16 protein-coding genes are annotated in these 16,433 nt (G+C 66.7%); 10 read left to right on the plus strand and 6 right to left on the minus strand.

The annotated features are described in order from the left end of the window. The first annotated feature begins 47 nt into the window (after window positions 1–47). Entirely contained in the window at window positions 48–359 is a 312-nt protein-coding gene (locus tag GRI75_RS11555; RefSeq protein WP_160747132.1) for a UrcA family protein, read from the plus strand. Between the two features lie 574 nt (window positions 360–933). Here GRI75_RS11555 and GRI75_RS11560 read toward each other — a convergent pair. Continuing rightward, on the minus strand, window positions 934–2,043 hold the full coding sequence (locus GRI75_RS11560) for an LLM class flavin-dependent oxidoreductase (protein WP_160747133.1): 1,110 nt from the start codon (window positions 2,041–2,043) through the stop codon (window positions 934–936). Window positions 2,044–2,159: 116 nt separating this feature from the next. On the opposite strand from GRI75_RS11560, the gene ppa reads away from it, so the two are divergent. Further along, window positions 2,160–2,696 (plus strand): inorganic diphosphatase, encoded by a 537-nt coding sequence (gene ppa, locus GRI75_RS11565; RefSeq protein ID WP_160747134.1) that lies wholly within the window; start codon window positions 2,160–2,162, stop codon window positions 2,694–2,696. Window positions 2,697–2,777: 81 nt separating this feature from the next. Here ppa and GRI75_RS11570 read toward each other — a convergent pair whose 3' ends face one another. Continuing rightward, complete coding sequence (locus GRI75_RS11570; protein WP_160747135.1) at window positions 2,778–3,158, minus strand: hypothetical protein; 381 nt, start codon at window positions 3,156–3,158, stop codon at window positions 2,778–2,780. Window positions 3,159–3,376: 218 nt separating this feature from the next. Between GRI75_RS11570 and lptB the strand changes: the two genes are divergently transcribed. The 5 genes from lptB to GRI75_RS11595 all read left to right on the plus strand — a co-directional run bounded on the left by lptB (window position 3,377) and on the right by GRI75_RS11595 (window position 7,406). Beyond that, window positions 3,377–4,138 (plus strand): LPS export ABC transporter ATP-binding protein, encoded by a 762-nt coding sequence (gene lptB, locus GRI75_RS11575; RefSeq protein ID WP_160747160.1) that lies wholly within the window; start codon window positions 3,377–3,379, stop codon window positions 4,136–4,138. Between the two features lie 145 nt (window positions 4,139–4,283). Further along, window positions 4,284–5,759: an RNA polymerase factor sigma-54 gene (rpoN, locus tag GRI75_RS11580; protein ID WP_160747136.1), complete on the plus strand. Its 1,476-nt coding sequence runs from the start codon at window positions 4,284–4,286 to the stop codon at window positions 5,757–5,759. Between the two features lie 157 nt (window positions 5,760–5,916). After that, window positions 5,917–6,612: a response regulator transcription factor CtrA gene (ctrA, locus tag GRI75_RS11585; protein ID WP_160747137.1), complete on the plus strand. Its 696-nt coding sequence runs from the start codon at window positions 5,917–5,919 to the stop codon at window positions 6,610–6,612. Between the two features lie 295 nt (window positions 6,613–6,907). Then, window positions 6,908–7,147: an antitoxin Xre/MbcA/ParS toxin-binding domain-containing protein gene (locus tag GRI75_RS11590; RefSeq protein WP_160747138.1), complete on the plus strand. Its 240-nt coding sequence runs from the start codon at window positions 6,908–6,910 to the stop codon at window positions 7,145–7,147. 22 nt (window positions 7,148–7,169) lie between these two features. Next, window positions 7,170–7,406 carry a DUF1508 domain-containing protein gene (locus GRI75_RS11595; protein ID WP_160747139.1) on the plus strand — a complete coding sequence of 79 codons (237 nt, stop codon included), beginning with the start codon at window positions 7,170–7,172 and terminating at the stop codon, window positions 7,404–7,406. Between the two features lie 190 nt (window positions 7,407–7,596). Here GRI75_RS11595 and GRI75_RS11600 read toward each other — a convergent pair whose 3' ends face one another. After that, entirely contained in the window at window positions 7,597–7,749 is a 153-nt protein-coding gene (locus GRI75_RS11600; RefSeq protein ID WP_160747140.1) for a hypothetical protein, read from the minus strand. Window positions 7,750–7,795: 46 nt separating this feature from the next. Beyond that, on the minus strand, window positions 7,796–8,065 hold the full coding sequence (infA, locus tag GRI75_RS11605) for a translation initiation factor IF-1 (RefSeq protein WP_160747161.1): 270 nt from the start codon (window positions 8,063–8,065) through the stop codon (window positions 7,796–7,798). Between the two features lie 234 nt (window positions 8,066–8,299). Here infA and trmB point away from each other — a divergent pair, with 234 nt between their 5' ends. Continuing rightward, entirely contained in the window at window positions 8,300–8,998 is a 699-nt protein-coding gene (trmB, locus tag GRI75_RS11610; protein WP_160747141.1) for a tRNA (guanine(46)-N(7))-methyltransferase TrmB, read from the plus strand. 104 nt (window positions 8,999–9,102) lie between these two features. Continuing rightward, the gene (locus GRI75_RS11615) at window positions 9,103–9,867 is read left to right on the plus strand and encodes a sulfite exporter TauE/SafE family protein (RefSeq protein ID WP_160747142.1); all 765 of its coding nucleotides are present in this window, start codon (window positions 9,103–9,105) and stop codon (window positions 9,865–9,867) included. Here GRI75_RS11615 and GRI75_RS11620 read toward each other — a convergent pair. Next, complete coding sequence (locus tag GRI75_RS11620) at window positions 9,840–11,126, minus strand: mechanosensitive ion channel family protein (protein ID WP_160747143.1); 1,287 nt, start codon at window positions 11,124–11,126, stop codon at window positions 9,840–9,842. The two genes, GRI75_RS11615 and GRI75_RS11620, sit on opposite strands and share 28 nt — an antisense overlap. Before the next feature lie 119 nt (window positions 11,127–11,245). Then, the gene (locus GRI75_RS11625) at window positions 11,246–13,510 is read right to left on the minus strand and encodes an NADP-dependent malic enzyme (RefSeq protein ID WP_160747144.1); all 2,265 of its coding nucleotides are present in this window, start codon (window positions 13,508–13,510) and stop codon (window positions 11,246–11,248) included. Window positions 13,511–13,618: 108 nt separating this feature from the next. Between GRI75_RS11625 and mutS the strand changes: the two genes are divergently transcribed. After that, window positions 13,619–16,216, plus strand: a complete 2,598-nt coding sequence (gene mutS, locus GRI75_RS11630; RefSeq protein WP_202389720.1) for a DNA mismatch repair protein MutS — start codon at window positions 13,619–13,621, stop codon at window positions 16,214–16,216. Window positions 16,217–16,433: the final 217 nt, after the last annotated feature.

The following is a 16,433-nucleotide window of genomic DNA, read 5'->3' on the forward strand; positions in this document are numbered from 1 at the left end:
GACAATGGATGTTCGAAGCGCAGACACCCCGATCAAGGAGACATGCAATGCGTAGCCTTATCACCGTCTTTACTGCCGCCATCCTCGCCAACGTCGCTGTTCCCGCCATGGCGCAGGACGAGCGAGTCGTTGCAGTGTCGCTCCGGGATCTCAACCTCGCCACCCCTGAGGGGCGCCAGGTGATGGAGAGGCGCATCGCCGCAGCCGTGAACACCGTCTGCGGGGAAGCCTACCGCGGTTCCGTGCAGCAAGGCCGCGCAGTAGCCGAGTGCCGCGAACGTGCCGCCGCCGATGCGAAGCGCCAGGCAAACCGTGCGATCGCCATGGCCGAAACGGTGCAGGTGGCGCGCGCGAACTGACTTGCAGCGGCACCAGACTGTGTTGCGTTTGACGCAACAACTCTGGCGGTTTTCTCATTTGTGGAAAGTCGAGCGCAAGATTATTTGCGGCAGCGAGCCGGCTGGAAGCACCTCTCTCCCCCACCCCCCGCTTCCAGTCGGCGATAACCAAAACAGGAGCCCCGCCATGCGCCATTTCGCATCGCACATCCTGGCCTTCCTCGCAGCTGCATCGATCAGCGGATTCATGTTCGGCGCGACAATCGCCTGACCCTTTTCGTGCGCGGAATGCCATTTCGGGGCGCGGCAGCCACATTCGGTGGCCGCCGTGCCCCGGACTTTCTCCTGATCACCCGTCTTTGCATCAGCTTGTTCCGAACGCCTGACCGGGAATGAACAGTGCTTCGTCATGCTGAACTCGTTTCAGCATCCATGTCTCCACCGCCGTCGCCGGTCGTACGAGCCCAAACGATCCCGTATCGCCCGCCCCTGAGCTCCGCGCGCAGGGCTGGATGGACCCTGAAACAAGTTCAGGGTGACGATGGGTGAGGTGGGTGACGATGGTGAGAGGGGCGCGGGCCCTACCCTCTGGCGATTACTCCGCCGCTTCCAGGAACCGGTCGTCGATCGAAGTGTCCGCCTGCCAGCTCTTGAGCTCGGGCAGCACTTTCTCGGCGAACAAGTGCATGTTCTTGCGCGCATCTTCCTGCGACATGCCGCCGAAGTAGACGTGCGGGAAGAAGCCCTGGGGATTGTAGATCTCCTTCAGCTCCCAAAGCCGGTCGAGGATCATCTGCGGAGTGCCGGTTACGGCGCCCTTGGCGAATTCCTCGACGTAAGGCTCGATCGCCTCCGGGGCGAGCACCATGTTCTCGTAGTGCTCGTACCCGGCGATCTTCGGGAACACTCCGGGCGTATCCAGGCTGTAGTTCCGAATCGCCGCGCGCATCGTGTTGCCGAGGTACTTGCGCCCCTGCTCCTCGGCGTAGTCGGCGCTTTCGTCGATGTAGTAGTTGCCGCTCAGCATCGGCGGCGGCGGCGTGGTGCCCGGGCCGTTCACCTCCTGCCAGACCTCCAGGTACTTGTCCGGCGGCACGTCCTTGCCCCGCTGCGGCAGCATCAGGACCATGTTGCCGCAGCCGAGCTTGGCCGCGGTGTACATCGAGTTGCCCGACAGGCTGCCGCAGAATTTGCGCCCTTCGAAGCTCTTGATCGGCGCCGGGCGCAGGTCCCGCCGCGGGATCGTGCCGAAGGCGCCTTCGCCCTCGATCACGCCCGTCTCGAGTGCCGGGATCAGCACTTCGAGGATATCGGTATAGAGCGCGCGGGCCTTGTTCTGGTCGATGCCCAGGCCGGCGAATTCGTGCGGGGCGAGCCCGCCTCCGAAGCCGAGGATCGCCCGGCCGCCAGAAAGAATGTCGAGATTGACGATCTTCTCGGCCAGCCGCACCGGGTTGTGCCACGGCACGATGATGCACTGGGTGCCGAGCTTCACGTGCCTGGTCTTCGCGGCGATGTAGGTCAGCAGCTGCAGCGGATCGTTGGACACCGAATAGTCGGAGAAGTGGTGCTCGGTGATCCACACCGAATCGAAGCCCAGCTCTTCGGCCAGGACGAGGTTCTCGACCTCCTCCCGCACGAAGCGCGCATCGTCGTAGTCCTTGCCGCGCTGGTGCGCGAATCCGGTCGCCAGACCTACATGCATGCCAACTCTCCCAAGTCCCGCCGCTTGTTGCGGCTTTGGCTGAACCTGCGCCTTTTGTTTGCAATTCGCAATTACCCGCTCGCATTGCGCTGAAACGCGGGCTAGTGGCCCGCCCCATGCAGATCGACCAGATACCCGCAGGCGACAATCCGCCCGAGAACCTCAACGTCGTCATCGAAGTGCCCACCGGCGGCGAACCGGTGAAGTACGAGTTCGACAAGAAGAGCGGCGCGCTGTTCGTCGACCGCATCCTGCACACGCCGATGCGCTACCCCGCGAACTACGGCTTCGTGCCGCACACGCTGAGCCCCGACGGCGACCCGCTCGACGCGCTGGTCATCGCCCGCAGCCCGTTCATCCCGGGCTGCGTCGTACGCGCCCGGCCGATCGGCGTGCTCAAGCTGGAAGACGAGCATGGCGGCGACGAGAAGCTGATCTGCGTGCCCGTCGACACGACCTTCCCGTACTATTCCGATGTCGCCGAGCGGCAGGATCTGCCTTCGATCATCTTCCAGCAGATCGAGCACTTCTTCAAGCACTACAAGGACTTGGAGGCCGAGAAGTGGGTCCGGGTCGGCGAATGGGGCGATGCGGCCGAAGCGCGGCGGATCGTAGTGGAAGCGATCGAGCGGGCGACTGCCGCGAAAGCCTGAGGTCCATCGAGAGACGCTCGGACTGCGTCCTCGCTCCTCAGTAGTTGGCAAGTGCTCGAGAGTTGAGCCTGGCGACCCGTATCAGAACAGCAGCAGCAAGCCCTTGATCATGCCGGTGACGAGGAACGGCAGGCCGATGGCGGCGGCCCACAGGATCAGGCGGTCGCGCGTGAACAGCGGGGCCAGCCGTTCCGGCGGGGCGTCGCTGGCGGCGAGGCGTTCCCAGCGCTTTTCGAACAGGCGGCAACCCGGAATGATAGCCGCGACGAGCAGGACCAGGCCGAAGTAGGGCAGGATCGACCCGTGGTTCGTATCCAGGGCCCCCATGGTGACGAAGATCTGCAGGCCGGTGTAGACCAGGAGCGCATAGGCGATATGGTCGCTCATCTTCCGCTGCCAATCGACGGCCTTACGGTGATGCGCGGACCTGCGGACGGCTGCTTCCAACAGCGCTTTGTCCATCGCTTCTCTCCTCTCTTACCCCGCAGCGAGTATTCCCCAGCCGGGCGGGGCTTGCAATAGTAATAACCCGGGGGCTCGGAGCACGTTCCGCCGCGTTTGCGCAACGGCATGCAGGAATCTTGCCAATCGGGCTTCAAAGCACGCGGTTCCGTGCTAGATCGCGAGCCATGAACACGCTCGATCCGCAGACCATCGACACCGTGGCCCTGGCGGAGGCAATGGCCGAAGCCCCGGGCAACGCCGCGCCGCCGATTCCGCAGGGCGGGCTGGAGGTCGTTTCGATCGCCAAGAGCTACGACAAGCGCAGCGTGCTGACGGACATCTCGCTGACGGTCGGCAAGGGCGAAGTGCTCGGCCTGCTCGGCCCCAACGGCGCGGGCAAGACCACGTGCTTCTATTCCATCATGGGTCTGGTGCGGCCGGATTCGGGCCGGATCCTGATGGACGGCGTCGATGTGACCAACCTGCCGATGTATCGCCGCGCGATCTTGGGGCTCGGCTACCTGCCGCAGGAAACCTCGATCTTCCGCGGGATGACGGTGGAGCAGAACATCAGCTGCGTGCTCGAGATGGTCGAACCGGACAAGGCGACCCGCGCCGCCGAGCTCGACCGGCTGCTCGACGAGTTCCACCTCACCCGGCTGCGCGACAGCCCGGCGATGGCGCTTTCGGGCGGCGAGCGGCGGCGCTGCGAGATCGCCCGGGCGCTGGCGGCCAACCCTTCGATCATGCTGCTGGACGAGCCGTTCGCCGGGATCGATCCGCTCTCGATCGGCGACATCCGCGAGCTGGTGAAGGACCTGAAGGGCCGCGGCATCGGCGTGCTGATCACCGATCACAACGTGCGCGAGACGCTCGACATCGTCGACCGCGCCTGCATCATCTATGGCGGCCAGGTGCTCTTCGCCGGCAGCCCGGAAGAGCTCGTCGCGGACGAGAACGTGCGCCGGCTGTACCTGGGCGAGAGCTTCACGCTTTGAGATGACTACGGCGTGTTCAATCCTCTTTCCCGTTCGCCCTGAGCTTGTCGAAGGGCCGTTCTTCCTTTCTGGCCCTGCGCTTGCCGGAAGGAAAAGCGGTGCTTCGACAAGCTCAGCACGAACGGACTTAGGGTAGCTCTCGAGAATGGCGCTGGGGCCGCGCCTGGACCTGCGCCAGTCGCAATCGCTGGTGATGACGCCGCAGCTGCAGCAGGCGATCAAGCTGCTGGCGCTGTCCAACCTCGATATCGAGATGTTCATCGGCGAGGCGCTGGAGACCAACCCGCTGCTCGAAGCCGGCGAGGTGCGCATGGAACGCGCCGCCGAGCCCGAGCAGGTGCGCGAGGATGCGCCGGAAGACCCGACCGCCGACCAACTGATCGAGCGCGGCCGGGGCGAGGCCGATGCTCCGCTCGACATCGACCCCGACACGCTCGACCGCGACCGCGACACCGGCGACTGGTCCGCCCAGCTCGCTGCTGGCGGAAGCGGGGAGGAACTGCCGGATATCGGCGATCGGGCTAACAAGGAGCCGACCCTCGCCGAGCACCTGGAGGCGCAAGTCGGCCCCGCTGCGCCCGATGCGCGCAGCGCCTTCATTGCGCGGCACCTGATCGGGCTGATCGACGAAGCCGGGTATCTCACCGCGCCCCTGCGAGAAGTCGCCGACGACCTGGGCGTGCCGCTGGCCCATGTCGAGGAGGCGCTGGCCGTGGTGCAGTCGCTCGATCCTACCGGCGTCGGCGCGCGCTCTCTGGCCGAATGCCTGGCGCTGCAGGCCAAGGAAGCCGACCGCTACGACCCGTGCATGGAGCGGCTGATCCAGAACCTCGACCTCGTGGCGCGCGGCGAGTTCGCCCGGCTCAAGCGCATGTGCGACGTCGACGACGAGGATTTCGCCGACATGCTGGCGGAGCTGCGCGGCTACGATCCGAAGCCCGGGCTGAAGTTCGGCGGCGGGGAGCGCGAGCCGATCGTGCCGGACATCCTGATCACGCCGGGCCCGAAGAACGGCTGGAACGTCGCCCTGAACGAAGCCACCCTGCCCCGCCTGGTGGTCAACCGCAGCTACTACGTCGAGCTGCGCGGCGGCTGCCAGGACAAAGCATCGAAAAGCTGGCTGGGCGAAAAGCTGGCCGACGCGAACTGGCTGATCAAGGCGCTCGACCAGCGGCAAAAGACGATCCTGAAGGTAGCCGCCGAAATCGTGAAGCAGCAGGACGGCTTCTTCCGCAAGGGCGTGTCGATGCTGAAGCCGCTGACCCTGCGCGCCGTGGCCGAGGCGATCGAGATGCACGAAAGCACCGTCAGCCGGGTGACCAGCAACAAGTATCTCAACTGCCAGCGCGGCACGTTCGAGCTGAAGTACTTCTTCACCAGCGGCGTCTCCTCCGCCGACGGCGAGGGCACGGTGTCCGCCGAAGCGGTCAAGGCGCAGATCCGCAGCTTGTGCGATGCGGAGGACCCGGCCGACGTGCTGTCGGACGACAAGCTCGTCGAGCTGCTGCGCGAGAAGGGCTTCGACCTCGCCCGCCGCACGGTGGCGAAATATCGCGAGGCGATCGGCATCGGAAGCTCCGTGCAGAGGCGGCGGCAGAAGCGGATGCGGGCCGGCGGCTAACGCGTACCCCGGTAGAATTCCGGTGTGGCACAAAGGACTCGCGGCGCAGCGTTAACGTGAATACCGTTTATTAACCTTTTTCGTAGAGACCTTGAGTGGTTAATACGAGCCAACACACCGATGCGGAGTGTTACCGAGCGTAAGAGGGGCATCTGCGATGCGCGTGCTGCTGATCGAAGACGAGCCGGCGACCGCCAAGGCGATCGAGCTCATGCTGACGACCGAGGGCTTCAACGTCTATTCGACCGATCTGGGCGAAGAGGGCTTGGACCTGGGCAAGCTGTATGACTACGACATCATCCTGCTCGACCTGAACCTGCCCGACATGCATGGCTACGACGTGCTCAAGAAGCTGCGCGTGGCCAAAGTGCAGACGCCCGTGCTGATCCTGTCCGGCATCGCCGAAATGGATTCGAAGGTCCGCAGCTTCGGCTTCGGCGCCGACGACTATGTCACCAAGCCGTTCCACCGCGACGAGCTGGTCGCCCGCATCCACGCAGTGGTGCGCCGTTCCAAGGGCCATTCGCAGTCGATCATCCGCACCGGCAAGCTGGCGGTGAACCTCGACGCCAAGACGGTCGAGGTCGACGGCGCCCGCGTGCACCTGACCGGCAAGGAATATGCGATGCTGGAGCTGCTTTCGCTCCGCAAGGGCACGACGCTGACCAAGGAAATGTTCCTCAACCACCTTTATGGCGGGATGGACGAGCCCGAACTGAAGATCATCGACGTGTTCATCTGCAAGCTGCGCAAGAAGCTTTCCAGCGCCTGCGGCGGCGAGAACTACATCGAAACCGTGTGGGGCCGGGGCTACGTGCTGCGGGACCCGAACGAAGAGGTCGAAGCGGCCTGACTTTCTCCTGATCGGTTCCAGGTACCTGCGGCTCGCTCTCTCCGGAAGCGGGCCGTTTTTCTGCCCGCTCCGACCTGCTTGGCCGCTCGCGCGCGATTGCCGTGCATACATTCGCGCCCCGGCGTGCTATGCCAAGGCATCGCGAGCAAACGTCCACGTAGGCGCCCGCGGCTGAGAGACCCCGATGTGCTCCCGCTTACGCCGAGGAGACCGTTATGGACCCGAACCAGCCCTACTACGACTGTCGCAAGCCGACGCTGCAGCCGTGCGGCAGCACATGCGCCGGAGAGGCGGCATGAAGTTCCGCAGGTCCCACACCGAAAAGCTCGCTCCTGACTCGGCCCGCCGCCAGGGGAACATCACCCGCTTGGCGCTGACCCTGCTCGGCCGCGAGACGGCGATAGATTTCCTGAACAGCGAGAACGCCTCGCTCGGCGCGCGGCCGCTGGACCTGGCGATCGCCAGCGAGGACGGGTGCGCGAGCGTGGAGGCGGAGCTCGGCCGCATGACATGCCGCCAGCCGGGCGCACGCTGAGATGGGCCGGCAGGGATTGCGCATGATCGCCCCGGCGCAGCAGGAAAAGGCGACAGCACGCTTCGACGTCTATCGCACCGACGAGATGAATGTTTCCTCGACCCGCTTCTGCGGCGGGGACTGGCATTGGCGCCTGACAGACGCGGCAGGCCGCACCCTGGTCGACGCCGGTGGTTACAGCACCGAAGAAGGGTGCCGCGAGGCCGTGACGATCCTGCAGCAGCGGGCGGGATACGCCACGCTGCGCGCGTCGGCCTGACCGAACCCCGCAGCCGGCGAAAAGCGCAGCGAGCTCCATGCGCATGCCGCGGCAGCCCCGAGCTTGGGGCGGGCATGGCGTTCGAGAGCTGCACTGGGCGCGATAGGTAATTCCTTGAAGCGAGATCCGCCGGGCGACGGCCGGAAAGAAAACCCCTCGCAGCCGGTCGGCCGCGAGGGGCAGGGTCTTGTCAGTCGACCATGGCTGCCACGAGGCGCCGCAGTTCGGACGTGGAAAGTGTCGGGGAGCGGAATGCCGGCGAAGGCATGTTCGGTGTCCCCTTCGCTCCGTAGCGGAGCGAAAGCTTGGGGCGCTTCATAGCGCCGATAGTATCTATGTTCATCGATTCCTTGTGGCGGCAACGGCCGCCGTACAGTTCGCCGCGAGCGTTACCGCCTGAAGCCGGCGCCGCGGCGTACGCCGCCGGGCCCCGCTCCTGGGGTTCGCTCACGAAAGACGATCCGCCCTTTCGACAGATCGTACGGTGTCATCTCCACATGTACCCGGTCGCCGACCACGGAGCGGATGCGAAACTTGCGCATCTTACCGGCGGTGTAGGCCACTATGCGATGCTGGTTGTCGAGCATCACGCCGAAGCGGCCATCGGGGAATACCTCGTCGATTAGGCCTTCGAGGGTGAGGAGTTCTTCTTTTGCCAACGCTGGCCTTTCATCTTTTTCAAAGCGCTGCGCCAGCCCAGAGGGGCCGCCAGCGGTGCCGAAAAATGCATGAAAAGGAAGGCGGGAGGCCAATATCGCGGCCATCAAATTCCGTCGCAGGCGACGTCAGCCGCTTCTAGATAGGCCTTTGCCGGGGATTTGCAACCGTGGTGCGCAAATCGGCTCAAGGGCAGGCTGGACAAACCGCCGCCAATGGACCTAGCGCCCCGCGGGATGACCGCGCACAAACCTGGCGACCCGACCACGCTCAACCGGCTCTATGGCCGGTCCAAGGGCAAGACCTTGCGCAAAGGGCAGCAGGAGCTGGTCGACACGCTGCTGCCGCAGATCGCCGTGCCCGAGGACGGGCCGATCACCGCCGAGCGGCTGTTCGGCCACCCTGCCCCGCTGCATTTCGAGATCGGCTTCGGCGGCGGCGAGCACCTGGCCGAGCGCGCGGACATGCTGCCCGACCATGGCTTCATCGGCTGCGAGCCGTTCGTCAACGGCGTGGCCCAGGCGCTGACCCATGTGCGCGAGAAACAGCTGGTCAACGTCCGGCTGCAGCATGGCGACGCGCTGGAAGTGCTCTCGCGGGTGCCCAACGGGGCGCTGTCGTTCCTCTACCTGCTGCACCCGGACCCCTGGCCCAAGGCACGCCACGCCAAGCGGCGGATGATGAACGACGGCCCGGTGGACCTCATCGCCGCCAAGCTGAAGCAGGGCGGCGAGTTTCGCTTCGGCACCGACCACCCGATATACTTGCGCCACGCCCTGATGGTCATGCGCCGCCACACCGATCAGTTCGAATGGCTCGTGGAAGGCCCGCAAAGCTGGCAGAACCGCCCCGGCGGCTGGCCCGAAACCCGCTACGAAGCGAAAGCCCGGCGGCTGGGGCACGAGGTCTGGTACTTCCGTTTTAGGCGCAAATAGTACGCCGGGCCGCGAGGCGCTGAGCGGGCCGCCAAGAATTTCTATCTTTTCGCCGGGGCGGCGCGCGGGCAACTGGGCGGTGACATACCGCAGGGTGCACCCGCATGATTTTCGGCGATTTCGATTTCGCAGCCCTGCTTCCCTACATCGCAGTAGGATTCGCGGCGCAACTGGTGGACGGCGCGCTGGGGATGGCCTTCGGGGTCATTTCCAACACGCTGATGGTCGGCGTGCTGGGCGTGCCGCCGGCGCTGGCCTCCCAGCGGGTCCATGTGGTTGAGTGCTTTACCACTGCGACCTCCGCCATCAGCCACCTGCTGAACGGGAACATCGACAAATCGCTGTTCCTGCGCCTGCTGCTGCCCGGCGTGGTCGGCGGCGTGGCCGGCGCCTACCTGCTGACTTCCATCGACGCGGCCGTGATCAAGCCGTTCGTGCTGGTCTATCTGTCCGGCATCGGCCTGTACCTGCTGTGGCGCGGGCTTTCCTATCCGCCGCCGGCGCGGCGGCCGAAGCACGTCGCCCCGCTGGGGCTGCTCGGCGGCTTCCTGGATGCGGCGGGCGGCGGCGGCTGGGGGCCGGTGGTCACCTCCAACCTGCTGATCCAGGGCGCCGAACCGCGCAAGGTGATCGGCACCGTCAGCTCGGTCGAGTTCTTCCTGACGATCACGATCTCGGCCGCGTTCATCTATCACCTCGGCATCGCCGATCTCGCGGGCGCGACTCTGGGCTTCCTGATCGGCGGCGTCGCCGCGGCGCCCTTCGGGGCCTTCGCCGCCAAGCACTTCTCCACCAAGGCGATGCTGATCATGGTCGGCGTGGTGCTGACCCTGACGAGCGTCTACGGCGTGGCGAGCGCGCTGCTCTGAGCGGATGCCGCGGCTAAGCCGACCCTGTCCGGCCCGGCAAGGGTCACCAGGTCGAGCCCGCTGGGCTGTTGGAACAGGCGCAACCTGAAGCGCGGCAGCACCGCCAGCAGGTGATCGAAGATGTCCGACTGGATCTCCTCGTACTCCGCCCAGGCGGTGGTGTTGGTGAAGCAGTAGATCTGCAGCGGCAACCCTTGCGGAGTGGGATCGAGCTGACGCACGATCATCGTCATGCCTTTCGCCAGCCGATCGTTCGCCATCAGGTAAGCGGCGACATAGGCGCGGAAGGTGCCGATGTTGGTGACCCGGCGGGAGTTGACCGGATCGCGTCCCGCTTCGATGAGGCTGGCGTTCCAGCTCTCGATCTCGCCGCGCTTGCGGTCCAGGTATTCGTCAATGAGAGCGAAGCGGCGCAGATCCTGCACTTCTTCCGGATCGAGGAAGCGGACGCTGTTCTGGTCGAGCAGGATCGAGCGCATGATCCGCCGCCCCCCGGACTCCTGCATCCCGCGGTAGTTCTTGTAGCTGTCCGAGATCAGCCGGTGCGTGGGGATCGTGGTGATCGTCTTGTCCCAGTTCTGCACCTTGACCGTGTGCAGGGCGATATCGATCACGTCGCCATCGGCGTTGCATGACGGCATCTCGATCCAGTCGCCCACCCGCAGCATGTCGTTGGAGGTGAGCTGCACCGAGGCCACGAGCGAGAGGATCGTATCGCGGAACACCAGCATCAGCACCGCGGCCATCGCGCCGAGGCCCGAGAGCAGCAGCAGCGGCGATTCCTCCATCAGCACCGCGATCATGAGGATCGTAGCGGCCATGAAGAGCACGATCTTGACGACCTGGATGTAGCCCTTGATCGGCCGGCTGGCCGCATCCGGGCGGCGCGCATAGAGATCGTTGACGAAGCTGAGGCCGCTGCTGATTGCCAGCGCGATGGTGAGGATGATGAACGCGCCAACCACATTGCGGGTGACGTCCACCACCCATTCGGGAAGGTTCGGCACGAGCGCGATCCCGCCCGAGACGATCAGCGCGGGGACGATGTTGGCGAGGCGAGCGGCGATCGCCGAGGGCGCCGGCCAGTCTCCTGGCACGATCTTGCCGATCAGCCGCAGGATCACGTGCTTGACGATGAAGTTCGCCGCCATCGAGGCCAGGACCAGCAGGCCGAGCCCGATCAGGGTCTGCACCCACGGCGGCGAGCCCGGAAGCAGTTCGAGCTGGTCTGTCGGGACGATGGAAGCGCTCAGGTTCATAAGCTGGTTTCGATGCGCTGCGCCGATCGCGGCACAGGGCATCGCCTCTGGGACAATGGGGCAGGAGGGGCGGGGAAGCGGCAAACCTGCCAACCCCTCCGGCCGATGTCAAACCGCCGTCAGCTGACCACCCCCGCCGCCGCCAGCACCGCCAGCGTCAGCACGTCGGGCGCGGAGGCCGTCATGGGCGCGATTTGGACCGGCTTTTCCATGCCGATCAGCATCGGGCCGATCACCGCATTGCCCGCCAGTTCGCGCAGCAGCTTGGCCGAAAGATTGGCCGACTGCAGGCCGGGCATGACGAGCACGTTGGCCGGGGCCGACAGGCGGCTGAACGGGTAGAGCTTCATCACCTGCGGGTTGAGCGCGGCGTCGGGCGCCATTTCGCCTTCGTATTCGAAGTTCGTGTCCTCGCCATCGAGGATGTGCACCGCGTCGCGGATGTTCTCGAGCCACTTGCCCGACGGATTGCCGAACGTGGAGTAGGAGAGGAAGGCGACGCGCGGCTCGTGGCCGAGCTTGCGCGCCACGCTGGCCGTTTCGCGGGCGATGTGCGCCAGCTCCGCGGCGCTCGGACGCTCGTTGATCGTCGTATCGGCCAGGAACACGGTGTAGTTCTTGCCGATCATCAGGTGGATGCCGAACGGCACCTGGCCGGCCTTGGGGTCGAGCACCAGGCTGACTTCGCGCATCGTCTGCGCGAACGGTCGGGTGAGGCCGGAGATCATCGCATCCCCGTGGCCGAGCGCGACCAGCAGGCTGGCGAACACGTTGCGGTCCTGGTTGACCATGCGGCGCACGTCGCGTTCGGTATAGCCGCGCCGCTGCAGGCGGTCGTAGAGATACTCGACCATCGCCGGCACGTGCTCGCTGTCCAGCGAGTTCTGGATCTCGAAGCTGTCGGGATCCGCCACGGCGAGTTCGACCAGCTTGTCCTTCACCGCCTGGGTGCGGCCGACGAGCACAGGGGTGCCGTAGCCGAAATCGCGGAACTGGATCGCCGCGCGCAGGGCGATGTCCTCTTCCGCTTCGGCGAAAACCACCCGCTTGGGGTTCTTCTTGGCATCCTCGTAGACTTTGGTCAGCACAGAGGTGGTCGGGTTGAGCCGGGCGCGGAGGCTCAGCCGGTAGGCGTCGAAGTCTTCGATAGGCACTTGCGCAACGCCCGAATCCATCGCCGCCTTGGCGACGGCCGAGGAGACCGTTTCCATCAGCCGCGGATCGAACGGCGCGGGGATGATGTATTCCCGGCCGAACTGGTGATCGACGCCGTAGGCGGCGGCGACTTCGTCCGGCACCCGTTCCCGCGCGAGGGCGGCGATCGCCTCGGCAGCGGCGATCTTCATCTCCTCGTTGATCGCGGTCGCCCGCACGTCGAGCGCGCCGCGGAAGATGAACGGGAACCCGAGCACGTTGTTGACCTGGTTCGGGTAGTCCGAACGGCCGGTGGCGATGATCGCGTCGGGGCGCACGGCCCGCGCATCCTCCGGCCTGATTTCCGGGTCCGGGTTGGCCATGGCGAAGATGATCGGCTGGTCGGCCATCTGGCGGACCCACTCCGGCTTCAGCGCGCCGGCGGCCGAAAGGCCGAGGAACACGTCCGCGCCGACGAGCGCTTCCTCGAGCGAGCGGGCCTCGGTCGCCACCGCATGGGCGCTCTTCCACTGGTCCACGCCGTCGCGGCCGGGGTAGATCGGGCCCTTGCGGTCGCAGACGATGACGTTCTCATGCCGCGCGCCCATGGCCTTGATCAGCGCCGTGCAGGCGAGCGCCGATGCGCCGGCGCCGTTGACGACCATCTTGATGTCCTGGAGCTTGCGCCCGGTCAGGTGGCAGGCGTTGATCAGCCCCGCCGCGGCGATGATCGCCGTCCCGTGCTGATCGTCGTGCATGACCGGGATCTTCATCCGCTCGCGCAAGGCCTGCTCGATGATGAAGCATTCCGGGGCGGCGATGTCTTCCAGGTTGATGCCGCCGAACGTCGGCTCCATCAGCGCGACCGCCTCGATGAACTTGTGGGGATCTTCGGTATCGAGCTCGATGTCGATGGAATCGACGTCGGCGAAGCGCTTGAACAGCACCGCCTTGCCTTCCATCACCGGCTTGGCCGCCAGCGCGCCGAGGTTGCCCATGCCGAGGATCGCGGTGCCGTTGGTGATCACCGCGACCAGGTTCGAACGGGCGGTGTATTCGCCGGCGAGCAGCGGGTCCCTGGCGATCGCTTCGACCGGAGCGGCGACGCCCGGCGAATAGGCCAGGCTGAGATCGCGCTGGGTGGCGACCGGCTTCGAGGGAACGATCTCGATCTTACCGGGGCGCCCGGTCTGGTGGTAGAACAGCGCCTCGCGGCTGGTGAAGCTCAGGTTTTGGTCTTCGTCGGCCAAGCGACTCTCCTTTCGCGCGGACCCCTAACGGGCCATCGGCGCAAGCGATAGGGGAAAGCTTGCCGCGGAAACTTCCCGAATCGCGGGGGCGGCGTCTACCCCACGCGCATGGCCGGATCCGCCACCCCGATGATGGTGCAGTACCAGGCGCTCAAGCGCGAGGCCGGCGATTGCCTGCTGTTCTATCGCATGGGCGACTTCTTCGAGCTGTTCTTCGACGATGCGAAGACCGCCGCCGCCGTGCTCGACATCGCCCTGACCAGCCGCGGCGAGCACGACGGGCAGCCGATCCCGATGTGCGGCGTGCCGGTGCATGCGGCGGAGAACTACCTCGCGCGGCTGATCAAGGCCGGCTGCCGCGTGGCGATCGCCGAGCAGGTCGAAACCCCGGAGGAAGCGAAGAAGCGCGGCGGGTCGAAGGCGCTGGTGGCGCGCGACATCGTCCGCTTCGTCACTGCCGGGACGCTGACAGAGGAAGCGCTGCTCGAGCCCCGCCGGGCCAACGTGCTGGCGGCGGTGTGCGAGGTTCGCGGCACTTGCGGCGTCGCGATGTGCGACATTTCGACCGGGCGGATGGACCTGGAGGAATGCGCGGCGGGTGAGCTTCCTGCGGTTCTGGCGCGGATCGGGGCGACGGAGGTTGTTGCGCCTGAGGAATGGGCCGCAAGGCCCGGAGAGGCGATCCCGCGACCGCACGGCGATTTCGCCAGCGATGAGGGCGAGGCGCGGCTGAAGGCGGTGCACGGGGTGGCGACGCTGGACGGGTTCGGCAGCTTCACGCGGGCGATGCTCGCCGCGGCGGGCGGGCTCATCGCCTATCTCGACCATGCCGGGCGCGGCAAGCTGCCGTTGCTGCTGCCGCCGGTGGCGCAAGACGGCACGGCGCGGCTGGCGATGGACGCGGCGACGCGCGCGAGCCTCGAAGTCGTGGAGGCGCAAGGCGGCGGACGCGCCGGAAGCCTCCTCGCGGCAGTCGACCGCTGCGTCACCGGCGCGGGCGCGCGGCAACTGGCGGAGGATCTCGCCGCGCCGCTGACCGACCGCGCGGTGATCCTGGACCGTCTGGCGCTGGTCCACTGGTTCCATGCCGACCCGCTGCTGCGCGCCGACTTGCGCGACGTGCTGCGGCACCTGCCGGACATCGGCCGCGCGCTCGGCCGGGTGGTGGCGGGGCGCGGCTCTCCGCGCGATCTCGGGCAACTCCGGGACGGGCTTTCCGAGGCGCGCCGCATCCGCGACCACCTGGAAGCGAAGCCGGACCGGCCGGCCATGCTGGAGGAGCTCCTGCCGAAGCTCGGCGGGCATGGCGCGCTGACCGATCTTCTTTCGCAGGCCCTCGTCCCCTCTCCGCCCACCGAGCGCGGCCAGGGCGGCTTCATCGCCGAAGGGTACGACGCCGCGCTGGACGAGCTGCGCCAGGTCTCCGGCAATGCCCGGCGGGCGATCGCCGTGCTGGAAGCGAAGTACCGCGACGAGACCGGGATCGCCGCGCTCAAGATCAGGCACAACGGGGTGCTCGGCTACTTCATCGAAGTGCCGGCCAAGCACGCCGACCGGCTGATGGCGCCGGACAGCGGCTTCACCCACCGGCAGACGATGGCCGGCGCGGTGCGCTTCAATTCGCTGCACCTGCACGAGGAAGCGAGCCGCATCGCCGAAGCGGGCGGACACGCCTTGGCGGCGGAAGACGCGCACTTCGAAGAACTGGTCGGTCAGGTCTGCGCCGCACGCGAGGGCATCGCCGCGACCGCCGCCGCGCTGGCTCGGATCGATGTCGCGGCGGGTCTGGCGGAGCGCGCCGCCGAGGGCGGGTGGTGCCGGCCCGAGATCGTCGAGCAGGCCTGCCTTGAGATCGAAGGGGGGCGGCACCCGGTCGTCGAAGCCGCGCTGTCCCGCACCGGCGAACGCTTCGTGGCCAACGACTGTACTCTTTCGCCCGACGACCGGCTGTGGCTGATCGGCGGGCCGAACATGGGCGGCAAGTCGACCTTCCTGCGGCAGAACGCGCTGATCGTGCTGCTGGCCCAGGCCGGCGCCTATGTACCGGCAGCGCGGGCGCGGATCGGGCTGGTGGACCGGCTGTTCAGCCGCGTCGGCGCGAGCGACAACCTGGCGCGCGGGCGCTCCACCTTCATGGTCGAGATGGTCGAGACGGCGGCGATCCTGGCCCAGGCGACCGAGCGCAGCTTCGTGATCCTGGACGAAGTCGGCCGCGGCACATCGACTTACGACGGCCTCGCGCTGGCCTGGGCAGTGGTCGAGGCGATCCACGAGCGCAACAAGTGCCGCTGCCTGTTCGCCACGCACTACCACGAGCTCGTGCGGCTGGCCGAGACCTGCGACGCGCTTTCGCTGCACCACGTGCGGGCGCGCGAGTGGAAAGGCGAACTGGTGCTACTGCATGAACTCGCCGAAGGGCCGGCGGACCGCAGCTACGGCCTGGCGGTGGCGCGGCTGGCCGGCGTTCCCAAGGAGGTGGTCGCCCGCGCCAAGTCGGTGCTCGACCGGCTCGAGAAAGGCCGCGCCCAGACGGGCGGGCTCGCAGCCGGCTTAGGCGACCTGCCGCTGTTCGCCGCCGCTGCCGAAGCGGAAGTGGAGCAGTGCGATGAGTTGCGCGAACGGCTGCAGGGGCTCGATGTGGATGCGCTGACGCCGAGAGAAGCGCTGGACTTGCTCTACGAATTGAAGCGCGAAGCTTTCACCTGATGCCCCAATCCTCCCCCTCTGGGGGAGGTGGCAGCGCGAAGCGCTGACGGAGGGGGCGCGGCTTGGCTCCACCGTTCGTCCAGGCCAGGGGGGCCCCCCCCCCCCCCCCGGGGGGGGGCCCCCCCCCCCCCCGGGGGGGGGGGGGGGGGGGGTGTTTTAGTTTTTGGCGTGGAGTTTATTTGGTGGGTTGGGGGGGGTTGCGGTGGGGGTTCTGAGG

The sequence above is a fragment of the Croceibacterium soli genome, assembly GCF_009828065.1.
Taxonomy (GTDB): domain Bacteria; phylum Pseudomonadota; class Alphaproteobacteria; order Sphingomonadales; family Sphingomonadaceae; genus Croceibacterium_B; species Croceibacterium_B soli.